This window comes from Paenibacillus mangrovi, assembly GCF_022898935.1.
GTDB classification, from domain to species: domain Bacteria; phylum Bacillota; class Bacilli; order Paenibacillales; family Paenibacillaceae; genus Paenibacillus_AQ; species Paenibacillus_AQ mangrovi.
The window spans coordinates 126,492-152,006 of the sequence record NZ_JALIRP010000007.1; the positions used below are offsets into that span (position 1 = coordinate 126,492).

Below are 25,515 nucleotides of genomic sequence, written 5' to 3' on the forward strand. Positions count from 1 at the left end.
ATTGAGGAAGGAAAAATGATTGTGATCGGGAAGAAAATCAAGGCCTTATGGAAGGGAGCGGACTGATATAACACGAAGTGGCGGAAAAGCTCAAACTAAATCGTGCGAGTATTAGTAACGATGCAGAATGCCGGACCTTTGACCTATTCAAATGTACTTTCGAAAAAAGGCCCTTCAACATCATTTATGTAGTTTTCAATGATCTTTCTCATCGGTTGGGGGAGAAGATTATGTCGGTCCATTTCATTTATAGGTATCCAATAAAACTCTAAATGGCTCTCTTTGGATTCTGGATTCTTTGTATAATCTACGTTTTCTAATTTTGTAATAAATACATGAGTTATTTCTTGATGGTATATACCTTTATATTCGTATCCAGATTCTACGGCTCCTATGTACGACCCAACCTCACTGATTAAACCAAGTTCTTCATGAATCTCTCTATACAAAGATGTTCTAATACTTTCATAAAACTCAACATGTCCTCCTGGTAAAAACGTGTTATCCATTCCTATGCAATGTGCAACTAAAAGATGGTTATCATTTAAAATGACTCCACGAGCCAGCACGTGATACTCATGTGGTTGTTCTTCTTTTTTCATCTTGAAGTCTCCTTCTAAAAATGTTGTTTTTTATGAGGTTATTATGCTTCCGAGTGTCATCGTCTCTTCCCTTCTATCCCGGATTCACGAACCCGAGAAGTGCAACCAACTATTTTTCAATCTACTTACAAATGAAATTTTGATATCTTCTTCCGTTCTTAATTGTTACCTTTACTTCCCCATCAGATATTTCTTCTATTACCCTATCCCAGAACTTCTGTGCTGGAATATTATTCTCAAGCTGATAAAGCTCCCACTCTCCCTTGGACATCTTGAATATATGTTTAGCTGCCTTCGTACCTATTCCTACTCTCCTAAATTTTCGAAGAATAAAAAAAATGCGCTAAATAGTTGTTCTTTCTGGTATCATCTTTTTCTTTAGTCAAAATAAATCCCGCTATTTCACCGTTTACTTTAATTTATCACCTAGGTTACTTAAATTTATTACTCTCTACTTATTCGGATTAAAGTAATCAAGTATTATTAAAGATTGCTTCATCGTAATCTCATTAATATATTTCATATAATATGGTTTAAAAATTGGGTCTATGGAGACAACTACTATCGAAAAAATAATTATTAATAAAGAATCAATCCGTGATAAATTCTGATTCTTTACAATGAAAGTACTTCCAAATATCCACAATAAAAAAATTAATAATGCTGTTCCAACTATAAGAATTTCTGGCACATATCCTTCCATGCACCAATAATACAATCTACTCCAATACAAACTAATCAAGGTCCAAAGGATATTAAATGATATCAATATAAATTTACCCTTCATTTACAACCCTCATTCTAATGCTTAAATTAACTCGATTTTATTCGTACGGACAGAGGGCCGAATAGCCCGAAGCGTATACTTACTCATTCTTCTTTCCAGATCCAAATGCAATGATGTAATGATCAGGGTCTTTAATTGAAAACTCTTTCCATGATCCCCATTCAAAATCATATAATTCCGGCTCTTGATTAATTATTGCTCCCTTACATTTTAATTCCTTATATAATTCATCTAAATCATGATGTGTTTCAACATATGAATAAGTATCCCATACTTTCTCTTGGCCATTTCCTATTTTATTTGGCTGAATGTCCTCAGTTGACTTTGCCTCTATTAACTTAAAACCTAATCTAAAGTCATCTCTCACTGCCCACCAATCATTGACTTCACATCCTAGCACATCTTGATAAAATGCTCTTGATTGTTCTAAATTCGAGACCACTAATACCTGAACAGAAAATTGGATTTTGCTCATGGGAGACCTCCAAAAATGTTTTTTTATAATTTCTGATAACGTTCTTGTGTTCACGAACTTGAGAACCTTAGAGGGCAGCTGCGACACGGTTAGGCTTGCGGATTAAATAATAATACTCGAAATTAATCTCGTTTTCCTTTCTTGCGACGAAAAAGTGAAATTCCTCCGAAACCACTTATGACAGCGAGGTAAAATCCAAAATCATACCACCAACCCGAGTTATATATTTCATACAACCTGATTTTATGATTGAATACTCCAATTATTAATGAAATAGGAGCGATCCATCCATGCCATATTCCCCAAAAAAAACCAGCATGATTTAGAGGGTTGTTAGTTCCATCTCCAGGTACACACCCCGTTAAAAGAGACATGATGATAAATAATGTCGCCATAATTAAGAAATACCTTAATTTCATACCCATCACCTTTCACCTAATTATTATATTTCAACAAATATTCGTGAGGCATTGCCGTTATGATCCTCAAGTGGTTCCAGATGGTTTTATTTTTGTGCTGATTTCTTATAACGTTTCATGGATTCACGACGGACGTCCACCTGAGATATCCTAATATTCGCATCATTTTGATTTCTCTTGATCGTACTTATTATCTCCCTTCAGGCCGCTTTTCCATCCCTTATTTTTGGTTAGATGCAACAAATTGCTCCTTGTTTTTAAGTACTTTAAGTTCAATACAATCCTTTCTATTGTCGTCAGTTATAAGTTTTAATTTGACAATCAAATTGACTATAAAACTCACTCCTTGTTTATTAACGGTTTATTAACGGTTCTATTACCCTGCCTAACCACTTCATGTGAACAAGAGGTGAACGCCCCGCGTCGTAGGAAGTTTAAATCTTTTTCGTTATACCAGAATTCTTCTTCGATATATAGCCAATCGTCATTAACTGACTTAAAGTAATTAAGTGCTGGACCCCAAACTAATATTTCTTCTTCATTGAAATACTTACAATATTATTATGCTTGAAGGCATTTATAGAATGTTTCATTAAAATAATTCTGATCTTCAGTGTAGTCTTCTGTATATTTATTTAACATTCGAACTCCTACTGCATTAAGCTCTGGCACAATTACACAGTGGCAACCTGCTGCACCTGATGCATAATAGCACTTATCCTGATAGTACCATCCAAAAATTCTGTTCTTATCTTCGGTGTCTATTCGCAATTGATCAACGAGTCTAAAAACTTCAACTGGGACTAACTCATTATGATTAATTAAACCTCTATTTAGATGTAAATTTCCCCACTGTGCCAAATCTCTCGCACTTGAATACAGATTTCTTTCATGACCTTCATTTGACTCAATTCTAACTGATGCATAGCCGTCTGCAGCTTGAAAATCACAAACTAATTTCTCTGTATGTACTGAAATCCACTCGGTATCAGTCAACTTCATTGGTTTAAATATTCGTTTTGTCAGTAGTTCAGCAATATTATATCCTGTAAGTTTCTTTATGAGTTCACACGCTACTTCCTCGCGTTCAATACGTTTTGGTCCAAAATACTTAGCACCTGATTTTGTTGCCAAATCTCTTATTGTGGTATTACCCAACTCATATTCAGGAAATTTTGTGAGAACATCTGAAACTTTACAGTCAATGGACATTTTGCTTTCTACAACAGCAATTGCTGTAGCAAATCCGACATACGTCTTCCTTAGTGAATACAAGTTAAACATAGAATCAGTTGTTACTGCGAGAGATCCATTCTTAAAATGATGCTTTCCTGAATACCATTCTGTTAAAATTTTATTGTCCTGAATTATCACAATAGACGCAGCTGAAGACCCATACTTTTCTTTTGCTTTTTCCGTATATGAAATTAAAGGTAAAAATTTGTTATCAGTTAGTGCGGGTGCTATCATGATTTCGACCTCCAATTATTATTTTTCATTACTTTCACATAACGTTTCCGTGCTCACGACCCCTGCGACATCATGAGATACCCTCAAATATTCTTCTCGTCATTGAATTCAACACAAAAAGGGTGCATTTCAGGTTTTAAACAATACTCAATTCTTTGTCTAAAATCTTTCCATTCAACTTTTTTTAGTGCTTCTTCTATTGGAAAAAAGCCTGACTCCAAGCTCTCTGATGATTGTATTAATTCTCCACCTATAGGCTTCGCTAAAAATAGTGTATTGAAAATTGAATTTCCTACGTTCTGAAATATTCCACAGAATTTGATAATTTCTATGTCTATCCCTGACTCCTCTTTGGTTTCTCTTATGGCTGCATGACTTAAGGATTCTCCTTCTTCAACTTGACCACCAGGCATCTCCCAGCCTCTTCTTGGTCCTTTTATAAGTAACAACTCGTTTTTTTCATTTATTACAATGGCAGCTGCCGAAACAATATGTTTGGGTGGGTTCATAAAAGTCTCTCCTTAATAGATTAATGTGGGCAAAGCCATTTGGTTCCCCATGACCTCCTCCATAGTTTGACAAACTATAAACATAAAATTCGATTAATCTATTTTGAAAATCTTCAATCTTCATGAAGTCACCCCCCGTACTTTTCCACTTCTCCGAAAAGCCTCGGGCAGATCAAGGGAGCTATCTCCCGCAGCGTGAATGCGTTGGTATATAATGTTAGCGGCTCCCTTGAGTTACTCCAAAAAATAATCCTTTATGTTGCTGAAATATATAACTCAAGTATTGAATCTTCGGCCATTGGGTTAAATCGTTCATCATATCTTTCAAAACTCAGACCACTCAATTGACAATTATCTGATATCTGATTCCAAGTGTTCATCAAAGTAAATATAGGTCCTTTATGAATGAACACATTATATGGTCTTTCAGGTATAATTATTGAAAACATACCTTCAGGAATATCATTAATTAATTGGACTTGTACACCAGCAATATATAATCCATTATCAATGACTCCATATCCAACTTTTGTATTAGTAATATTTCTTATTTCACCCATTCGGTCATAAAGTTGATCCCATAAATGCTTTGCTCCATTGGGTCCTAACTTATCCTGAAAACCAACTATAATCATTTCAGGAACATCTACTTGCTTGATTTCTAAATTCTTATTCATTTTCTACCTCCAGAATTTATTTATGGTTTTGGAAAAACTCTTTGCGCTAATTTCATATAACGTTTATGTATTCCTGAACCTGAGAGGCTTAAAGGAGTGTATGCGACTGGGTGGCTTTGCCACTTAGCCTCGCAGGGTTGTCTGCCTGAATCTCTTCCTTGAATTGCCTCGGCAGACCAAGGAGCGTTAGCGACGCAGCGTAGATACAGTGTTATAAGATGTCCACGCCTTCTTTGAGATACGTGTATATAGTTTATTGTAATTGCTTTATTAGGCTTACTCGTACAACTTCATCCCAAATCGGCCCTCTTCTTACTATCCTATATCCTAATTTCTCATTAAGTTCGATAACGTGTTTATTCTTCTCTTCTGTATGTGTGTATATTAGGTTCACATCATTTGTTATTGCTAATTCCTCAAGTTTGAGTTTAAGCTTCGTTGCAATACCGCTTCGCCTATATTCCGGGGCTACCCATAATTGAAATATCTCTACGAATCGTCCGTCTTTCTGAAACAAATTTCGATCCAATTCTTGAAAGATGGTTTTCCAAGGAAATATAGCATCTCGGTTAACAATCGAGTACATGATTAAGCCTATTCTCTTTTTACTTTCCTCTTCTTCAAAAATAAATGCCCCTCTATCTTCTTCAACAACAAATCTCAATATCTTACTTGAATGCTCTTTCAACTCTTCTTCCGTCTTTAGAGAATCAGAAGTAGTAACACCTTCATCTTTCAGATCAATTTGAATCATAAAATCAAAATCTGTAATTCCTGCTTTTCTGATCATCTCTTCACCACCAGCAACTATCTTTTATATTGGTTTTTAGGCTTTGCAGGGATTTCTTATAACGTTCTTGTATCTGCGAACCCGAAAGGCTTAAAGGAGTGTATGCGACTGGGTGGCTTTGCCACTTAGCCTTGCAGGCTTGTCTGCCTGAATCTCTTCCTTGAATTGCCTCGGGCAGACCAAGGAGCGTTAGCGATGCAGCGCAGATACGTTGTAATAAGTTGTCCCCGCCTTCGAAGCTGATCCCGCACTTACTTCTTAAGTTCTGTCATTCTCTTCTCAATGTTCTTTCTTCTTGTCTTTGGGTTCTTAAAGTGGCTTATCCCATATATGAATTTTGATTTTTCGGGATACGATAAGTTCTGAAAAAGATTGTTTGCTACTTCATCTTTCTCAAATGCTTCTTTAAAATCCTGTGGAATCTTCACATTTATTTCTTTGTTTTTATAGATTTCATCAATGTAGAGCTCCATAAAATGCGTAATTTCCCCATTAGGTTCATACTTCGATTCAAATACGCCATATTCCGGATCATAAAAAGTTCCATCGCAGTAAAGCACACTATGTGTATATGTTGGAAACTTAACGAGTAATACGCAAAGTGGTGGAAGTTCATCAATCGTATCAATATCACGCCAACTCAAGTAATCAATCTTATATCTTTTTAGAGCTTTATAAAAATCTGAAGTTCCTGAACCTTTCTTTCCTCTCATTGCAGCCATTGCTTCTTCAATAGTAATTTGTGCTATCATTGCTAAGCATGCCTCATCACACGATGAAAAATCTGGCTGAGGTACATAATTAATCTTAAATTCGTTCATCTTCCAGCACCTCATGTAATTGTTGTGTTTAATTGTTTGCGGGGATTTCTTATAACGTTACCGTCACGACGTCCATTCAGCCTAAGCTGCACGAGTCGTGCGGTAAGCACGATCTCAGCCGGCCGCGACTGCGGTTGGGTGAATGGATGTGTCGCCTGATTCTGCTTCCTCGACTTATCTTCTGGCGACCGTGGGACGGCGAATGCCGGCATGAAGCGTAAACACATTGTTATAAGATGTCAGCGCCTTCTTCGAGTAATGTTCAGATCAGCTACTTTTTCCCGTTAGGCAACGAAGTAGCTAGAAATCCTGCAAGTGCCCCCTTTGTATACTAAATAATCCGTTCGTCATACTCAAAGGGTACTTCACATGAATAAATTTCATGGAAAAATCCCTTGAACGGGATATCATCTTCCAAGCATTTAATGAGATACGACAGTTCTTCGTCACACTCCGGCTCTTCGCCGTTGTTCCGCATTACCTCGAATGTATCAATAATATTTTCCATGAGCGATACTTGGATAAATAGGGGCAGTTTGTCCAACATCAAATCATCAATCCCGGTCTCGGATCTGTATCCCGTGAGGACTGTTTCAAAATAATCATCCATGAAATTTTTACGTTTACCGGCGTCTGGTTCAAATTGTATCCAACCCACTCCTTGTGTCCAGATACCTGCTAGGTCAAACATATACCAACAGTAACATGAACTATCGAAGTCATATACAGTTATTTGCCCGGTATCAAAATCGATCGAATAATTCCCATCGTTGTAATCAAAATGGACCATACCAAAGTACTCATGGTTCCTGTCCAATCCTTCCAAGGTTTTAAGGAGCTTAAACAGCTTTTCCTTTAGCAGAGGTAACGAGTCGGGTATCAATTTATCGATATATTCAGCATTGTATTTGTCAAAAAAACTATACCGGCGATGTGCAGGAGTGTATCCTTTCGATATTTGGTGCAGTTTCCCCAAGACTTTACCGCAATTATAATAATATTCTTTGATTGGAACCCCTTCCCTGTATCGATAATGATTTTCCACAAGCATTTTTCCCTTAGCCTTTTTAAATAGGCAGATAAAATAGGTGCGATTATTAAGAGTTATCTCTTCCAACAGATTCCCCTTCCGGGAGCTGATTACATCTGAGACACTTCCGCCATGAGCAAATAAATATCTGACGTATTCAACTTCGCCCAAAAGATCTTCCCGGCTTCTGTCATTTAAGAAAGCGATTCGAAGTATCTTTGCTTCGACACCTTCTTTTTCGCAGGTATAAACGACATTACGCCCTCCTTCATGTGCCGGAATCAGTTGGATTTCATAGCCTTTCAAGTCGTACAGCTCCGATATTAATGGAAGTAAATGTACATCCCCGATTCTAACAACCTCGTTATAAGTAGTAATATCTTCTCCTCTCAAAACCACTCAATAATGAACCCGAAAGGCTTAAGGCGCGTAGCGCTGGGTGGCTTTGCCACTTAGCCTTGCAGGATTGTCCGCTGAATCTTCTTCTTCGAGTTGCTATAATTAACAATTTCATTATGGAATCAATGGTACAGAATTCATAGATACCTTATCAGCAATAATTGTATAAAATGCAGGGATATTGTTATTAATGTGGTGTGGTTCCTCTTCAAATTTTCTTAGAAACATATTCTTTTCCGCTAAAGTGGACAGTATTTCACCAATTGTCCATTTTTTTAATAAGACTTTTGGCAAACTTTTACGATCCTTCTCGGACAAAAAATCCGCAAAGGCTATATCTTCTTCAACAAAGTTAGAATTGAAGTAATTTGCATTTTCCTTAAATGAGACTGTACCATTTGTGTCATTTATTAGTTTGCTTGAAAATGGATGGAAATCAGTTAGAATGAATCGACCATTATTTTTCAGCAAATTATGTACCAATTCAAAAATTGGATTTAAATTAGCAAAGTAATGTAAGATTCCAAACTCCATGAGAACAATATCGTACTCATGCAGGTTTAAGTCATCTGGTATATTTAATACATCTGCTAAAATGTAATTCAACTTTACTCCAGCATAATTTGCAACTTCCAAAGCGTATTGTCGGTTCTCGCTAGACATATCAATTATTGTGACGTCCGCACCGAGTAAAGCTAAAGGAATTGCTTTACCTCCAGTTGATCCCAGAAGATTAATAATCCGATTTCTTTTGGATCACCAATGTATTTTAACCAACGACGAAGTGTGTACTTGGCGTTAATCTTTAAGTCTTCTGCCCTTTCTTTGGGTGTTCCAAAATGCGTCAACCAAGCTTCATATGCTTTCGTATTCCAAGCTTGCCTATTTACAGTTGTTTGTCTTTCCTGCATGAGACACCTCATTCTGAGTTATTTGTTTTGAGGGGATTTCTTATAACGTTCCCATATTCACGACGTCCTACCGTCTAACTGCGCTTGCGCAGTTAGTCGGTGCGGATGTGTCCGCTGAATTCACTTCCCTGCCAATCTCTTCTCGCGGACCGAGGAGCCGCCAGGCTCCGAAGCGTGAATATAATGTTATCAGAAGTTATTGCCTTCATTGAATTAGCTCTCTATATTTCTTTAGCCTTATCACATATTTTTCTGTATTTTTCAGTACCTCATTTGATCCCTCAATAATACTTCTTCTTAAAAATTCTCCTTCGAGTTTCGTTTTGTCGTAGTCATCTTTTGTTATTAATCCTTCGCTTAATGCACTTTCTAGTTCATCTACATCTTTTGTGATCAATTGCCCATTAGGAATTAAAATATAGTCTAAGTACATATCATTCATATATGGTACTCCTTCATTTGTGAGCCCTATAGATTGAATCATGTCAAAGTACCATTGAAGTACTTCATACTTCTGATTAATCATTATTGTTAAACTATACGGCTTCCCCGTCGGAAAGAGCATTATCCATGAGTAACCATTATCTGCAATACAGAATCTCTCCAATTCATACGTTACTGTTAGTGGTTCTTTAACTTTATCAAGTAGTAAATAAGTGATATATCCATCAAAGTATTCATCACTTATATATTCTTGAAAATATCGTTTTTCAATTATTCGTCCCCAATTGGGACGATCCGCTTGTTTTTGTTTCATCGATACTCCCTCCTGAAATACTACAAACACTCATGCAATAATTTCTTTGATAACTATTATTCTGCGAATATCGCAATACTTCCTCCATTCAGAATTATTGTCACATTCGTAATAATCAGTACATCAAATTCACGGGTTATCGTTGTAACAAAATGATTCAAAGAGAATATGATACTTGTTTTTATCGCTCGACATTAATTAATAAAGGTTTAAGCATTTTCCTCTCACGTTTTTAAACGTTATAAAATAGACCCAGTACCTAAGCGGTACCGGGTCTATTTTTTCAGCTATCAGTTTGCATTTTACAGGGATCTTCCCTCATACGTATTTCCCCATCAGAATTTATAAAAGGATCATTCCTTTGGCTTAGCGGGTTCTCCATGCCAATATGCCGGCGTTCACGCTTCGGCAAGCCTCAATTGCTTTTTGTGGAGTATTATACGCCCCAATTATTTATATATATTACACTTTCCGAATCCAGAACTCATACGCTAGATCCTGATCGGACTTGATGCGATATTCCTCATGAACTGGAGCTCCCCAGCTGTCGTCACCGCCTACACCCATTTGGCGGACAGCTACTGTAACAACTGTGTAATGGACTTGCGGCAGCTCATATGGATGCATGGCTTGCTCAAGCTCGAATGCGGTATATGGCGAGATATTGCATTCCACTGGTGCAGATGTGGGTGCACTAATCTGAATCCCTCGTCCTGCCTGATTCGTGATATTCACACGACGCACACCAATCCGATTGCCCGACTCTTGCGGTACGATGTACGGTGATACATTATCCGCAGCTTCATTCTGGAAGGTACACAATCTGGCACCATGACAACGATCGATGTAGTTCTCTTCAGGTCCCAATGCATACCAGTCAAGCTTATGATAATCTGCCGACAGCTTGAAGGATACTGCGAAGATTGGCATATCTGGCAGCCCTTGAACACCATGATAGCTTGGCTTCACCTGAATACTTCCATCTCCATACACCGAATACGCCACTTGTACACGCACATCTGGGTGAATGTTTACCAAGTAAGTGAACGTAATCGTTGCATGATCGGCTTCTTCCACCAATGCGGCATCGATACATTTAGGCTTTAGACTTGCACCATACCAAGCTCCGAGGTCAAAGCCCATTACTGTACCCCGATCATTATCCGTCGTCGCTCTCCAGAATAATGGATAAACAGGATGCGCAATCAGCTCCTGACCTTCATAGTTAACTGATGTTAAACTTCCTGCCATTTTGGAGAACTGGATGCTAAAGCCTTCGCCCTTCACACCGATATTGACATCGCCTTGAGCTGCTCGGATTGACCCTCTTGGTACAGTGTTAGCCTTTTCTAATTTCTGTTCGAACACGTTCTGTCCAAATGCCACCTCATGTCCTGCCTGCGCCCATAACGTGCTTGACTTAAGCTTCATTGACGTATTAAAGGTATATTCCCCTTCTGCATCCGCATATTGTTTCCAGTTCAGCTCGATATACTGCTCTTCTCCTGGGGCAACGCCAACGTCCATCTGTCCAACATATACCTGATGCCCTTCATGACATACACTGTATTCCAGCACATAGCCCGCTGTATCGATAAACAGGTTCTCATTCGTAATTTTGACACCTGCTTGATCTGGTACAAGTTTTACGTTCTGATATAAAAATTTCACTTCCTGCATCTTCGGAGATAGTGTTCGATCTGCACAAACAATACCATTAGCAACGAAATTGTAGTCCGTCGGACGATCACCGAAGTCTCCACCATAGGCCATAAATTCCTTACCGTAACGATCCTTCTTCAGAATCGTTTGATCGATGAAATCCCAAATAAATCCGCCTTGGTACATCTGATACTTCTGTTCAAGCTCCGTATACTTATGCATACCGCCCACTGAATTGCCCATTGCATGGATATATTCACAGTTAATGAATGGCTTGGACGGATTATCGTTTAAGTATGCTTCGATATCCACCGGCTTCGCATACATTCGGCTTTCCATGTCGCTTGTATCATTGAAGCTGCGATCATGGAAGATGCCTTCGTAATGAACAAGTCGGCTTGGGTCGGTCTTGCGGAAATACTCTGATACGTTATAAATGACTTCTCCACCGTAGGATTCATTACCGCATGACCAAATAATAATCGCAGGATGATTCTTGTCACGCTCAAGCATCGACACTGCACGATCCATAACGATGGGTTGCCACTCAGGCAGATTACCAGGGATTGCCCATGATGGGTCTACATCCCCCAACTTTTGCCACGAACCATGGGTTTCAAGGTTCATTTCATCGATGACATATAAACCATACTCATCACACAGCTCGTACCATAAGCTCTGATTCGGATAGTGGGATGTACGAACCGCGTTGATATTGTTCTGCTTCATCGTTTGAATATCCCATAGCATATCCTGCCTGGTTACAGCCCGACCGCTTCTGCAGTTGAATTCATGACGATTCACGCCTTTGAACACAATTCGCTTGCCATTAATGAGCATCAATTTATCGATCATCTCGAACTTGCGGAAGCCTACTTTTTGCGGAACGACTTGGGCGAGCTGACCCGCTTCATCATAAACCTGTATAAACAACGTATACAAATACGGCTGCTCAGCACTCCATAACTCCACCTGCTCAAGCGAGGATTGAGCCTGTGCACCATCCGCAGATAGAACAGCTTCACCACTTGCAACCACTATCCCACTGCGATCACACAGCTCATACTCCACTTTGCCTGCTGGTTTTCCTGTCAGCTTAATATCTACCGAGAGGTTGGCTCCCTTATAAGCAGCATCCAGATCTGTCCGAACGAATATATCTTGAATATGAACTTCTGGAACCGTATAGAGATATACATCACGGAAAATACCCGAGAAACGCCAGAAATCTTGATCCTCCAGCCAGCTTCCTGTACTACGTTGGTAAACCTCAACAGCGAGTTTATTGGCACCTGCTTGTACAAATGGGGTTAAATCAAATTCCGCTGGCGTAAAGCTATCCTCGCTATATCCTACAAACTGTCCATTGAGCCATACATAGAAAGCGGATTCAACACCTTGAAAGGAAATAAATACAGGGCAGTCTTGCATCGACTCAGGCAATTCAAAATGCTTCACGTAGCTGCCAACTGCATTAAACTCTTCTGAAATAGCAGGCGGGCGAAGCTCTTCATGACCATCCCACGGATATTGGGTGTTCACATACTGAGGTGCGCCAAATCCTTGCAATTGAATATGTCCGGGTACTTGAATCTCATTCCAAGCCTCGCAACTAAATTCTTTCGAATAAAATTCAGCTGGACGACTTGCAGGATTAATAGCGTAATGGAATTTCCATGTACCGTTAAGACTGTGCCGCATAGACATGGAAGCGAAGCTTTGTGCCTCCTCCTTGCTTGTATAGTAACGGTGGTCGGAGTGTGCAGGCACCCGATTCACTGCAAATACATTCAAATCACTCAGCCATGCTAATGTCGGTTTCAATTGTTCCATTTCCCTCTCCCCTTACCTTTGATATTCATCAAGCTATAATTACTTCACTGAGCCCATCATACCTGCTACAAAATGTTTCTGCATTATAAAAAACACAGCTGCTGTTGGAATTGTCGCAATTACAATCGCCGTCATGATCACACCATAATCAGGTGCATAGCCAGCCCCCAAGTTGGATATCAATAGCGGAATGGTTGTGTTCTCAGGCGTTTGCAGTACGATCAGAGGCCATAAATAGTTGTTCCAACTGGACATGAACGTGATAATGGCAGCTGCTGCATAGGTGGTCTTCATCGTTGGCATATAGATTTTGATGAACACGCCTAGCTCATTTAATCCATCCATTCGGCCTGCTTCGAGCAGATCCTTCGGAAACATCTTCGTGCTTTGACGGAAGAAGAAGATCAGAAAGGCAGTCGTCATGGTTGGCAAAATAACTGCAGAAAGCGTATCGATCCCTATTGCTGGGGCGACTTTCGAAATTTGGGCAAAGAAGCGGTACAACGGTACCATCAATGCTGCGAACGGAATCATCATTGACAAGAGAATAATGTTAAAGACGATATCTCTCGATTTGCTACGGAAGACTTGAAAGCCATAGCCTGCCATTGAAGCAATGAACAAAGCTAATATGGTTGTAATAACAGCAATTTGGGCCGAATTAAGCAGCGCCGTCGTCAAATCTGTTGTATTGAGCAAGTTTCTAAGGTTCTCCATAAAATGTGTACCCGGCAGCAAGCTGCCCTTCGTTACATCGACAGACTTATTCGTAGAACTAATAATCATCCACAGAAATGGAAAGATTGACACAAACGATACGATGCTAAGAAATATATAAGTTAAGCTGCGTTTGATTTTATGCATCTTTATCACCTGCCACTTTAAACTGAATAATTGCTAGGATCACAATCATAAAGACAATCGAATAAGAAACCGTTGCCGCATAACCAAAGTCTGCGTTGTATTTGAAGGATAGATTATAAATGTATTGCGAAATCGACAACGTAGCATTACCAGGACCACCCTTGGTAATATTCATGACCTCATCAAATAATTGCAAGGTACCAATTGTCGAGGTAATCGATGTGAACAGAATGATCGGCTTTAACATCGGAATTGTGATGTTAAAAAATTGCCTTGGTGCATTCGCACCATCAATCTTGGCTGCTTCATAAATGGACTTATCAATATTTTGCAATGCGGATAAATAGAAAATCATATTATATCCTGTCCAACGCCATGTAATGGCGATAATAATCGTAATTTTGGCCCAAAACGGATCGGTAAGCCACTGAATCGGATCTGCGATGAGATGTAGCTTCATCAGCAGCATATTGACTAATCCATCTGCAGCAAATAAGTATTTAAAAATGATTGAATATGCTACAAGTGAAGTTACACACGGCAGGAAAATGGCCGTACGAAAAAATCCTCTTCCTTTAAGATTACTGTCATTTAATAAAACCGAAATAAACAGTGCCAAAATGATCATTACAGGTACTTGTATAATTAAGTAGAAAAACGTATTCGATACAGCTGTAATAAATGTACTATCCGTAAACAGTCGTTTGTAATTGTCGAGACCTACAAATTGTAAGTTGGCGCCCATACCCGATTTAAACGAGAGCAGCAATGCATCAATCATCGGATAAAAATAAAATAGAACAATTATGGAAACTGCGATTATAATAAAGGACCATGCTGTAAGCCCTGTAGTTTTGTGCAAACTAAGGCCTGATTTTTTTTCTTTCACGACACCCCAGCTCCTTCCGGTACTGAATAGGAAACCTCAGACCGCTCCCTTGCCTGAGGTTTCCGTCTTCATCTTTCTCCTACTTCAATTGTGCCTCAGCTTGTTTCTGAGCATCGTTTAGAACTTGATCAATATCCTTGCCCTTCAAGTAATTCTGAAGCTCAACCTTCATAATATCCTCGATAGCGTAAGTGTGAATACCATAGTTCACTTTAGGAATCGTCTTCGTCCATTCAGCAAAGTCAGCTGTAATGTTCTGTCCGCCAAAGAACTCATCACCTGATTTATAAGCTGGTCCACTTGTTGCTGGTGTATAGGTACCGATCGCACCAACGTCAGTTAATAGCTTTTGGTAGAAGTCTACATCTGCACCGAAAGTTTTGGCCAAGAAGTCAGCAGCCACATCTGCACCATCCATATTCAGAACATACCAGGAGCTTCCGCCCAAGTTTGAAGAATTAGTAGCATTTGGAGTTTTCGTTAATCTTGGTGTTGCTGCAACTGCCCATTTACCAGATTGGGATGCCTCTGCCTTAACAGATGGCGTAATCCAGTTTCCTTGTACTAGTGATGCTACATTGCCGCTATTGAAACCAGCAAGCATTTGGCTCCAGTCGGAGTGAATCGTCATAATGCCTTCATCCAGCATTTGCTTATAGATTTCCAAGGACTCTTTCAACGCTTCATTTCCAGCCAGATTAGGTGTCTTACCGTCTTCCTTCAAGTACCAGGAGCCTGCAGACTGCATCATAACACGGAGAATACCAAGATCATTCGGATCTGTTGACATCATGAACTTTCCTGTTTTCTCCTTCACTTTCTTCCCGATCTCAATATATTTGTCCCAAGTGATATTTTCCATATCTTTAGCTGTATATCCAGCTTGCTCCAAGTAATCTGTTCTGTAATACAAACCTGTTACACCAGAGTCGAATGGAACACCATATTGCTTGCCATCATAGCTTGTTGGACCAATTTTGTAATCTGCAAAGTCCGAAGCTTTGATTACATCAGATAAGTCATAGAACGCATCAGGATAAGACTGTAAGAAGCCTTGTGCACGATAATCCTCCATTAGAATAATGTTTGGAAGACCTTTCGTTGTGCCTGAATTCAAGCCAGTATTCAGCTTCTGAATCGTATCCGGTTGTGCATATTCAACAATGTTAATTTTTACATCCGGATTGATTTTGGCATAAGCTTCCTTCGCTATGTTCAGTGCAGCAATGTTGAATTTAGGATCCCATGCCCATATTGTAATTTCTTTCGTTTCTTTGCCGCTGTTAGCGCCGTTTGCACCAGGTTTGTTAGCTGCATCCTTAGATCCTGATGAGCAACCAGCTAGAAGCAGCACACTTGCCATAATGATGGCCATTAGTTTCTTCAAAATCATCTACCCCTTTTTGTGTAATATGATGTGAAGCTTATTTGTAAGCGCGTTCATCTTACGAATTAAGCATATCATTCAGCCGAAAGGGGCCGTTAGGAATATATTTGTCCGCATTTGTTCTTTCTTTATCAAATTGCAAACGCTTTCTTAGAGATTGTTTTCACATTGGTAAAATTTTTGGAAACTATAAAAATTTTAATGAGAATCTTTCATAATAAGCGGGAGGCGTATATTAACCTTAGTTCCCTCGCCAAGTTGACTCGAGATGGTTACGCCATATTCATCACCATACAGCAGCCCAATACGACTATGGACGTTCTTTACACCAATTCCTGAAAATAGCTGACGCTTGCCTCTCATATATGGCAGACCCTGATGATCAGCAGCTATTTCCATACCATCGCCATTATCATTGACTTCGCAAACCAGCGAATCGGCTTCTTTGTGTACCATTACTTGGATAGTCCCTTCGCCCTTCTTATTGAATGCATGAAAGAACGCATTTTCGATAAAAGGTTGAATAACCAGCTTAGGCACCTGATACTCCAAACAATCGGGCGAGATAAAATAGTACACTCGTATCCGTTCACCATATCGAACTTGATTGATATAGACATAGCTTTTGAGAATAACCATTTCTTCCTCTATACTATTCGTTTCATTAATATTACCGATCGCGTTCTGCAGCAAGACAATGAGTGCATTAATCGTTTCTGCTGCCTTTTCCTTGCTTCCTTGCTGAACAAGAATCTTAATCGATGCAAGGGTATTATAGAGAAAATGAGGATTAATCTGCCTTTGCAGTGCAGCTAGCTCAGCATTGCGTTGTTCTTTTTGAGTTTCAACGAGCTTGTCGACATAATCATGGATCTCATCCAGCATATAGTTATATGCATCGCCCAGTTCTCTAATCTCATAAGAGCCTTTAATCTTGACGTAGTTGTCAAAATTGTTGCGAGTCACCTTTGACATTTGCCTTACCAGCATCGTTAATGACTTTGTAATTTTTCGAGTGATTAAGAACACGATAATCAGGGCAATAACAACAATTGCTGCTGTGATTAAAGTAACGGCTTTGTGATCCAGAATTTGCCCCATCGCTGCCTTTTTATCAATTACATTGACCAGATAATAACCAAAGTCCGGCATGTACTCAGAAAGCACAATACTGTCTTGACCCATAACATTCACGTTTAAGCTGTCAATTTGTTCCGATACGATTTTTTGGGCAATCCCCATTAAGCTCACATCTGTCTGTCCAATCCAATCCTCGCGATTACTGGATACGATAACTCCAGAAGCATCCAAGAGCGCGATATCATTACCTTCACTCGTCATATTGTTATACAGCTGCTTAAAATCTCTCTCAAACATCGTCACATACATCGTCCCGTATACAACGCCTGTCGACCTCTCCATCAATGCCTTTGTTGCAATAATAAGCGGTTTTCCTTGATAGTCCGGATTCAGACTGCTGTTATAGTACTGGTATATCAGCCTTTTAGGCTCTGCTTGTGCAATCATGGTTATCTCATGCTTCTTCAGTTCTTGATCTGACATCGGAGGCGCTATATTGCTATTCGTCGAGTAGCTTCGTCCATTCACGCCCAATATTTTAATGCCAACGCTATACGAATCCAATACAGATCCGAACATCTTTACCTGCTGACTGATATCGTAGTACATTCTCGCTGTTGTCACTGAGTCTACTTCCGGCCCAGTCAAGAAAGACTTAATAGAACCGCTTTGCTGAAGCTCGCCAGCTGTGGTGACAACGGAATAATTGAACGTTTCGAAATTCGTTTTGATCTGATTCACTACTTTGGAATTGGTAATTCCGAAGGTTTTCATGAATACATCAGTAGTCATGTTTATGGTCAACCAAGACGTCAGCATCGTAACCCCAGCAATACTGACAACCATCACCACAAATATTTTGAGAAATAGGCTATGCCATTTCAACTTATCGTAGATGATCCGCATATTCGTTTCTCTTTTCTAGTTATTATGGTTTCTGCGATATTGACTAGGCGACAAACCTGTAAATTTCTTAAATACCTTGCAAAAATAACTATGATCCGAAAACCCAACCATACCGCTAATCTCCGAGATCGAAGCTGCCTTATCACGAAGTAATTCAGCTGCCTTTTCAATCCGCACCCGGTTCAAATATTCATTAAAGCCTTCTTTGTTATTTGCTGCAAAATAACTGGATAAATAGGAGGGATTAAAATGAAAATGTTTCGCCATTTCGGACAACGTTAGCGCTTCTGCATAATGCTTCTGTACATAGTCCAATAATCGTTTCATATTCTGATTGCTGTGTTGATCCTGACTTTCAAAAAAGCTCGCAGCTTCATTCAGGAAGGTTTGCAGCAATTCTATGGTCTGTACCGCATACAGTGCTTCATCAATCGCCTTAAAATATCGATACTTCGCCTCATCTAATTCCGTTATATCCATTCCCATATTGGACATGATGATGGTGATATTAAAAATCATATTGCTGAGAAAGGACTTGAACTCATAGATATCCGTTCGATAATTGCGGGACATCCGCTGAGCATGCTCGAGGAGATCCTGAAAAGCTTCTTGATAGCGCCCTCGTTTCAAATCCTCTGTAAGCCCGTTTAACTGGAATTTTAAATCCACCGCCTCAGCATTAGGCAATTCATTGTTTACCATAATCAGACGCTCTGGAAAATAGTATTGATATTGGAAAAGCTTAATTATCTGCTCTTGATAGACCGTGGCCAAATTGTTAGCGCCCTCGAATACATCGCTAAGCGCCCAGCACATTCTCAAATCTTGGTTCATAAACCCTTTTACCGCTTCGCTTGCCATACACGAAATCTCATGCAAGTGAACATGATTCTGGTTGATGATAAAAATAGCAATGTGAGGCTCCGGATATACAGTATAGAGATTCATTTGTTCCTGCTGTATATTTGCCTCGAGTGCAGTTCTAAGCTTATCTTCGAGCCCTTTACAATTAGGCTTGGCTTGTCCAGGCTTCAATTGAATGCCGAGCAGAGCAAATTGACGGTAGGGCAGCACATCTGCCAGTAGAGAAGACTCACTGTCTTCGCTCTCGAGGTCATATCCCGTTATCGCTTTAGTCAGAACGTGATCAATCGATAATTGATGATCTAGTTCATTCGGTTTTAACTGAAGCGTAGGAATGAGTGCAGCTGTCTTCTGTAAAACACGCAGCAGTTCCTCAGACTCTAGCTTAGGTTTCAAAATATAATCTACCACGCCATGCTGGAAGGTTGATTTAACATAGTCAAATTCACTGAAGCTGCTAAGTACGATCACTTCGATCTCTGGATATTGCAGCTTCACCCTGCGTGTTAATTCTTGACCATCCATTACAGGCATCACAACATCTGTTATAATGATGTGCGGATGTAACTGCTCGACCAGTTGCAAAGCATCCTGTCCATTCGAGGCTTCCCCAACCAGTTGAAATCCTTCTTTTTCCCAATTGATATAGTGTTTGATCCCCTGCCTAACCAACAACTCATCATCAACAATCAACACTTTGCATAGCTCGCTCATAAAAAGGACTATCCCCCATTCTCTCTCAGCTTGTACCTTTTAAAGCGTTTACACAATACATTATAGCAGAAGCAGGAAAAGTGTAAGATTATAAGATGAGTTACTTTGCTAACCCCTGACGCTTTAATACTCTCCTATTTTGAAGTATAGCATCGTCAATTCGTTATGGATTCGTATCAACGTAGAATGTGGAATTTTTGTTTGGAATTCATGCGAACTTTTTGTTAGTTACTTGACAATATATACTTAAGAAGTTTATGATGATAACAGACAAAGAAAGTGAAGACAGAACATTAATGATATGAGAAGAATGAGGAGGTAAATTCAATGTCGAAATTGAACATCGGAATCATCTTAGGAAGCACCCGTCAAGGTCGTTTAAGTCCACAAGTTGGTGAATGGGTAAAAAGTATCGGGGATCAACGTGAAGATGCCAATTATGAAATTGTAGATATCGCAGATTACAAACTTCCACTTCTGGGGGAAGCCGATGCATCAGAACAAGCAGCCGCTTGGAATATCAAGCTTGCAAGTTTGGACGGCTTTGTATTTATCGTACAGGAGTACAATCACAGTATTAGTGCATCATTGAAAAATGCGCTGGATTATGCGCGTGACGCGTGGAACAATAAAGCAGCAGGTATTGTAAGCTATGGCTCAGTAGGCGGTGCTCGGGCTGCTGAACACTTGCGTGGCATTTTGGGAGAATTGTCTGTAGCTGACGTTCGAGTGCATCCAGCGCTCTCTTTATTCACTGATTTTGAAAATATATCTACACCTGATGCGGTTTTCAAACCTGCCGATCTGCACCTTACCAATCTTAACGGGATGCTTGATCAAGTCCTCGCTTGGAGTGGAGCACTGAAAACTTTACGCTAATCCAAAGTCGATGGATGTGGTGAAGAAAGAGCTATTGGAGATTCTCCAATAGCTCTTTCTTGTATTTACGTGTTCTGGTATGCTTTCTGTTTGTGCTTACTTGAATAACCAAATTCTTATTTATCCGCCAGTAAAAGAGCATCTCTAGGGCTTAGCGGGTTCTCCATGCCAATATGCCGGCGTTCACGCTTCTGCAAGCCTCAATTGCTTTTTGAGGAGTATTATACTCTTTCCCCCATGCCACAACGTATCGGAATTCATAGAAACCTCCCAAGGTCGCAGCGAAGTTCGTTTCCCAGTAATTGTTCATCGTCCATGCATACAGATGTGCCGGATCTTCTGCAAGCTTGGCATGACCACTCAGTAATCGGGATTCATATTCTAAAGAACCTAGCTGAATTAACGGGGTGTCCGGCATTGCAATGAGAACACCCTTCGTATCGCCTACGTAAGCCACACCCTCGCCAACACAGTAGTAATCCGCTAAAGAGCCTGGCAATTGATCCACGCGAGGACGTTCCAGCGCATCTACCTTATCAATCCACAATTGTTCATTGCTTGCCGAAGATGTGCTTCCAAACGGCAGCGACACATACAGGTTCTCCGGATCCCAGACACTGTGTTTATGGATGCGAACCGCAACATCGACACGCGGCCGGTCCGCATATGCCGTAATAAGCAGCGAATAATGGTCACAGCCATCCACTTCATAAGTCAGTTGAACTTTGCCAAACACCGCTCCATTTTCGACCACCGTTGCGGAAACAAGGTTGCCTATGGATACCAGGGCATCAGGACCTTTACGGTTACGTCCCATCTTTCTACGAACCTCATTCATGCTGTCTAAACCTTTCGCCTTCGTTACATCATAAACAGGTGTAAAGGCATCATGCAGCCGATCCGCTCGCAGCATATCCTGATCTGTAAGTTTATCGATCCAATTCGTAATTCCCTGCCCCTTCTTCCAGCTGATCCGGACGAAAGGCGTCTCTATATATGTCGGCGTGACATAAATCGCTTGCTCCTCGGGAGGTATGATATCCATCATGCGGTCCGAGCCGACGAAGTCGTTTCGGAATGCTGTTTTTGTCGGCGGTCCCGTCAAAGGTTGAATTTTCAGAACGCGTTCCTCTTTAGGTTGAAGCAATACGGGTGCACTTACAATGACTCCACGAGGAGCTAAGGTCATCTGAGATGGGAAAATAGTGCCGTCCTGCTCATCAATCACCTCAAAGCCTTCCTTAATTAGGTCGTAATGCCAATTCTCCATAATCAGATGGACAACATCCGATTGCACATAGTCGTACGGGTTATGGACCTTAAAGCGCATAGGACGATCAGGCTTCAGAAGTGCATCTCCCTTAACTTCCAAAATGTCATAAAGCGCTGTATGTGCGAGCCTGCTTGCGTTCGTAGCGTATGCTTCCTTCCGCAATCCCAGCTCCTGCACGAACGGATTCCAAGGCTCGCTGACGGACGAATGATAACCCCATGTATGTTCAGCGAATAATGCCAGTTCATACTCCATCTCTTGAATTCGTTCCGCTGATATGATCTGCTGATCTGGATCCAGCTGCTTCACCTTGTGATAAACGCGCTGTGCTTCACGGAATACTTGCACATGCTTAGGTGTTGAGCATGCCCCATCGGTCCACCAATCCGGCCAATCGCCGCGATAAACCTGGATCGCATCCGGATGCTGTTCCGCATATTCCCGAACTTCATTGAAGAAATCTTCCAGCGTAGCCGGTACGATGCAGATTTCCTCGCCATGCTTTTCATTCCATGCGTTAACAAATTCCATCATCTTAGGGTTAGGTGAACCATTATCTGTCGGAAGGCCCGACAGCATCACTGGAGCAAATGGCATTTCCAAACCGTCTGCCGCCAACCGTTCAATATAGCGCTTTATTCGAACCTCCGCAATTTCGAACGTAACTCCCCTGCTGGTGTCAAACTCATCTTTTATCGTATATGAGCCGCCTAAACCTGGCATTATTCCAAGATCGTTACCAAACACATAATGCTCTCCATTCCAGGTCAGGATACGATCCCCCTCTGGGGTCTCCCACCAAAATGGCATTTGCTTTTTCCATAGTGGAAACATCGAATGATGTGTATGAATACAGGTTGCCAGATTGCGAATCCCAGCATCGGCCAGAACTTGCCCGTAACCCCAACCAAAACCGGTAATATCAGCAGTCATCGCACAATGGACAGGATTCTCTATACTGTTTCCATAGTCTGTAATCCGCTTGGTCACTGCTTCCAGAAGTTCCTTTCCAATCAGCTCACCAAAGTTAAGATACGTTCCAGACAAACCGATCGTACCGCTTTTTACAGCTCGCTTGAATTGCTCCTTCTCCCGCTCCGTTGCTTTCTTTAAGAAGGATTCCACGGGCCAGAATGTTTCGCATACCCACTTATAGCCCGTCCATTCGGGACGACGTCCGGATTCAATCTCTTCGAAAATATGCAATGCTTGCCGGATGTAATCTACATGATACTGCTGTATCTTCTCCTGTCTCTCGGTATAGCCTACATCAGTGTGTGAATGTTGGATCGCGTAAAGTTTCCATGGTTTTTTGTTGTCTGTCATCATCATCGCTCCCTATCCCCAATGTTTGGGGGTGTATTTAAAAAAACTCTATAAATAGGATGTAAAGCTCAATTTGAATCGGAAAAGAGCATCCTCTTCATACCAGGCAGGAAAATTGGTTCCCCAAACATTGTTATGCAGATTCACATGCATACCTCCTGTCAACGGGGCAAAGGAATGATCGAATTGCAGTAATCTCCGTTCACCTGGGCTTACAAGCGCCGCGTCCAAAGTTTCAATCGTAACCTCACCGTCTGCGCCACGATAGTACATGCCCTCATGAACCGCATGCATATTCCGATTTCCACCCTGTACAACCTCGAGCGGAGAGATAAGTTGTCCAATCTTGTCCAGCTCCCACAAATTACAATTATTCACTACCGGATTGAACGTCATCCAAGAGGCTTCAGGTAAACGATAGGCATCTTTACCAAACCACATGAGCTTGCATTCAACGATAGACTCATCGGCAGGAAATACATATTCTATGATAATCTCCCTTGGGCCACCCATCTGTTCAACTGCTTCTTTAGGCATAATTAGCTTGGCGCATACCGTGTCTTTCTCAACCGATTGCTGATGCGTCAGTGAAACCAACTTAGGAGTAACCGATTGATGCTTAATCCACTGCTTTGTCAGATCCATTCCTGGTTTACCGAAATCGCCGACCACCCAGAAATGAGTCTTATCCCAACGCACATGATACTCTTGATACCAGCGATCATAATCTGCTTGAGCAAATGTTTCGTAGGTAAACAACCCAATCCGGTTCTTAGGACTTGCCCATTGCTTGCCTGTTTGATCCTGCAAACCGATGACCGATCCATCATCAGAAAATATGACCTGAAAGGAGCCCAACTGGTATGCTTGATCGATTATCAACTCTGAAGTTCCATCGATAACTGAAATTTTCTTGGGCTGCAGCGCTTCCAAAGCGGATTCTGCTTCCTTTTTTCTTTCAGTACTAAGGGCATTGACCGCCTTTTCCAGATAATCGCGCTGTTCTTGCCAAGACTTCTCCATTAATCCATAAGAACGTGCTTCCAGCTTCGCAGTTGCCTCGTCTCCAAACATTTCAATGATTTCAGCACGTGAATTTTCTTCCAGGAAACGGTACACCTGCGGATTCAAGCTAACATTCGTTTTATCGTTTTTGCGCGCCCGCTGGAAATCGTCCTTGTCATAGTGTGCGTAATCCGCCAAATAACGTTTAATGTCCATGCCCCATGTATGCTCCGGAATCATGATCAGCTCATCGCAAAATGCTGCATATTCGTCATCCGTTTCCTTAAGTGAACCCTCATTCAACCATTTGCTCTTCAATCTAAGCAGTTCACGATATGCGGCAAGCTTATAAGGATCCGTCGAAGCGCCATGAATCCAGGTGTCACCGATTTCTTCCTCTACCACCGGAAGCGTGTCACGCAGGGCCCAGATCTTTTCAGCGTATTGATCCAGTGTTGAAGCCTTGATTATGGCATCCGGGTAGGATCTACGCAGTTGGGCAAATTCGTCCTCGATCTGCTGAACTGATGATGGACCGTGATTGTCATGAGTATGTGCAAAATACAGCATATCTGATAAACCTTCTACCCTGATGGAATCGCCGTAATCTTTGCTGTACTGCACAATGATTTCGGAGCCATCCTTATTTCTCCACAGGAATAAATCAGGAACATGAGGTACATGGCTTGATGCGTTCACGCCCAGATGCAAATATTTAATTCCCGCCTTTGCCAAATATGTAATCATCGAACGGGTATGACCAGGAACATCTGTCATCTTGGCTGCAATCGTTTTTTTGCCAAATCGCTGATCCAATGCGCTAGATATGCCGAGGCTATATTTCAGCAGCTGCGGATCAAAAAGCTCTGTGTATGTTGTAAAAGGAAGACCATGCCAGGTTAAATAACCCTTGCGAATAGCCTCTTCCGTCTTGGACTTCTCACTCTCACTACCATGCTTTAATAGATAATCGATCAACCACGAACCTGTAGTCCAAACAAATTCTCCCTTCTCTTTATGCTCAGCAAAATATTCCGCTGCCTCAATGGCCTTGGGAAAAAATACGCTCATATAACGTGAAACGACGTGCTCTGCAAGATCGGTGTAGCCGATGTCCAGATGAGTTTTGAATACCACGTGGATATGATGGGGTTGATTTTCCACAATGATCACCTCCTAAAATCCT

At 40.9% G+C, this 25,515-nt stretch carries 21 protein-coding genes; 1 reads left to right on the top strand and 20 read right to left on the bottom strand.

Translation table 11 applies throughout. The annotated features are described in order from the left end of the window. Positions 1-143 precede the first annotated feature (143 nt). From MUG84_RS17720 to MUG84_RS17805, 18 genes are all read right to left on the bottom strand, one after another. Positions 144-602, bottom strand: a complete 459-nt coding sequence (locus tag MUG84_RS17720; RefSeq protein WP_244727148.1) for an NUDIX domain-containing protein — start codon at positions 600-602, stop codon at positions 144-146. Positions 603-1,468: 866 nt separating this feature from the next. Beyond that, positions 1,469-1,864, bottom strand: coding sequence for a VOC family protein (locus tag MUG84_RS17725; RefSeq protein ID WP_244727150.1), 396 nt, complete (start codon positions 1,862-1,864; stop codon positions 1,469-1,471). A gap of 122 nt (positions 1,865-1,986) precedes the next feature. Further along, positions 1,987-2,289, bottom strand: a complete 303-nt coding sequence (locus tag MUG84_RS17730) for a hypothetical protein (RefSeq protein WP_244727152.1) — start codon at positions 2,287-2,289, stop codon at positions 1,987-1,989. Positions 2,290-2,844: 555 nt separating this feature from the next. Then, on the bottom strand, positions 2,845-3,753 hold the full coding sequence (locus MUG84_RS17735; protein ID WP_244727154.1) for a serine hydrolase domain-containing protein: 909 nt from the start codon (positions 3,751-3,753) through the stop codon (positions 2,845-2,847). A gap of 83 nt (positions 3,754-3,836) precedes the next feature. After that, positions 3,837-4,262 carry an NUDIX hydrolase gene (locus MUG84_RS17740; protein WP_244727156.1) on the bottom strand — a complete coding sequence of 142 codons (426 nt, stop codon included), beginning with the start codon at positions 4,260-4,262 and terminating at the stop codon, positions 3,837-3,839. A 254-nt stretch (positions 4,263-4,516) separates the two neighbouring features. Then, positions 4,517-4,939 carry a GyrI-like domain-containing protein gene (locus tag MUG84_RS17745; protein WP_244727158.1) on the bottom strand — a complete coding sequence of 141 codons (423 nt, stop codon included), beginning with the start codon at positions 4,937-4,939 and terminating at the stop codon, positions 4,517-4,519. A 253-nt stretch (positions 4,940-5,192) separates the two neighbouring features. Further along, the gene (locus MUG84_RS17750) at positions 5,193-5,729 is read right to left on the bottom strand and encodes a GNAT family N-acetyltransferase (protein WP_244727160.1); all 537 of its coding nucleotides are present in this window, start codon (positions 5,727-5,729) and stop codon (positions 5,193-5,195) included. A 251-nt stretch (positions 5,730-5,980) separates the two neighbouring features. Further along, a complete protein-coding gene (locus MUG84_RS17755) occupies positions 5,981-6,550 on the bottom strand; it encodes a YdeI/OmpD-associated family protein (RefSeq protein WP_244727162.1) in 570 nt (189 codons plus the stop codon). A gap of 331 nt (positions 6,551-6,881) precedes the next feature. Continuing rightward, positions 6,882-7,973 (bottom strand): phosphotransferase enzyme family protein, encoded by a 1,092-nt coding sequence (locus MUG84_RS17760; RefSeq protein WP_425313234.1) that lies wholly within the window; start codon positions 7,971-7,973, stop codon positions 6,882-6,884. Between the two features lie 120 nt (positions 7,974-8,093). Next, positions 8,094-8,642: a class I SAM-dependent methyltransferase gene (locus tag MUG84_RS17765; protein WP_244727166.1), complete on the bottom strand. Its 549-nt coding sequence runs from the start codon at positions 8,640-8,642 to the stop codon at positions 8,094-8,096. A 32-nt stretch (positions 8,643-8,674) separates the two neighbouring features. Continuing rightward, complete coding sequence (locus MUG84_RS17770) at positions 8,675-8,890, bottom strand: hypothetical protein (RefSeq protein ID WP_244727168.1); 216 nt, start codon at positions 8,888-8,890, stop codon at positions 8,675-8,677. 205 nt (positions 8,891-9,095) lie between these two features. Then, a complete protein-coding gene (locus MUG84_RS17775) occupies positions 9,096-9,647 on the bottom strand; it encodes a ribonuclease FAU-1 family protein (RefSeq protein ID WP_244727171.1) in 552 nt (183 codons plus the stop codon). A 462-nt stretch (positions 9,648-10,109) separates the two neighbouring features. Next, positions 10,110-13,142 carry a beta-galactosidase, LacZ type gene (lacZ, locus tag MUG84_RS17780; RefSeq protein WP_244727173.1) on the bottom strand — a complete coding sequence of 1,011 codons (3,033 nt, stop codon included), beginning with the start codon at positions 13,140-13,142 and terminating at the stop codon, positions 10,110-10,112. Between the two features lie 39 nt (positions 13,143-13,181). Continuing rightward, positions 13,182-14,006 carry a carbohydrate ABC transporter permease gene (locus MUG84_RS17785; RefSeq protein ID WP_244727176.1) on the bottom strand — a complete coding sequence of 275 codons (825 nt, stop codon included), beginning with the start codon at positions 14,004-14,006 and terminating at the stop codon, positions 13,182-13,184. After that, positions 13,999-14,895: a carbohydrate ABC transporter permease gene (locus MUG84_RS17790; RefSeq protein ID WP_244727178.1), complete on the bottom strand. Its 897-nt coding sequence runs from the start codon at positions 14,893-14,895 to the stop codon at positions 13,999-14,001. Before MUG84_RS17790 ends, MUG84_RS17785 begins: the two co-directional genes overlap by 8 nt. Before the next feature lie 79 nt (positions 14,896-14,974). Then, the gene (locus tag MUG84_RS17795) at positions 14,975-16,282 is read right to left on the bottom strand and encodes an ABC transporter substrate-binding protein (protein ID WP_244727181.1); all 1,308 of its coding nucleotides are present in this window, start codon (positions 16,280-16,282) and stop codon (positions 14,975-14,977) included. Positions 16,283-16,480: 198 nt separating this feature from the next. Continuing rightward, positions 16,481-18,268: a sensor histidine kinase gene (locus tag MUG84_RS17800; protein ID WP_244727183.1), complete on the bottom strand. Its 1,788-nt coding sequence runs from the start codon at positions 18,266-18,268 to the stop codon at positions 16,481-16,483. Positions 18,269-18,283: 15 nt separating this feature from the next. Beyond that, positions 18,284-19,846, bottom strand: coding sequence for a response regulator transcription factor (locus tag MUG84_RS17805; RefSeq protein ID WP_244727185.1), 1,563 nt, complete (start codon positions 19,844-19,846; stop codon positions 18,284-18,286). Between the two features lie 327 nt (positions 19,847-20,173). On the opposite strand from MUG84_RS17805, the gene MUG84_RS17810 reads away from it, so the two are divergent. Beyond that, positions 20,174-20,725, top strand: coding sequence for an NADPH-dependent FMN reductase (locus tag MUG84_RS17810; RefSeq protein WP_244727187.1), 552 nt, complete (start codon positions 20,174-20,176; stop codon positions 20,723-20,725). Between the two features lie 151 nt (positions 20,726-20,876). Here MUG84_RS17810 and MUG84_RS17815 read toward each other — a convergent pair whose 3' ends face one another. Then, on the bottom strand, positions 20,877-23,330 hold the full coding sequence (locus MUG84_RS17815) for a glycoside hydrolase family 38 N-terminal domain-containing protein (protein WP_244727189.1): 2,454 nt from the start codon (positions 23,328-23,330) through the stop codon (positions 20,877-20,879). Positions 23,331-23,372: 42 nt separating this feature from the next. Beyond that, entirely contained in the window at positions 23,373-25,493 is a 2,121-nt protein-coding gene (locus tag MUG84_RS17820) for a DUF5054 domain-containing protein (protein WP_244727192.1), read from the bottom strand. Positions 25,494-25,515 lie beyond the last annotated feature (22 nt).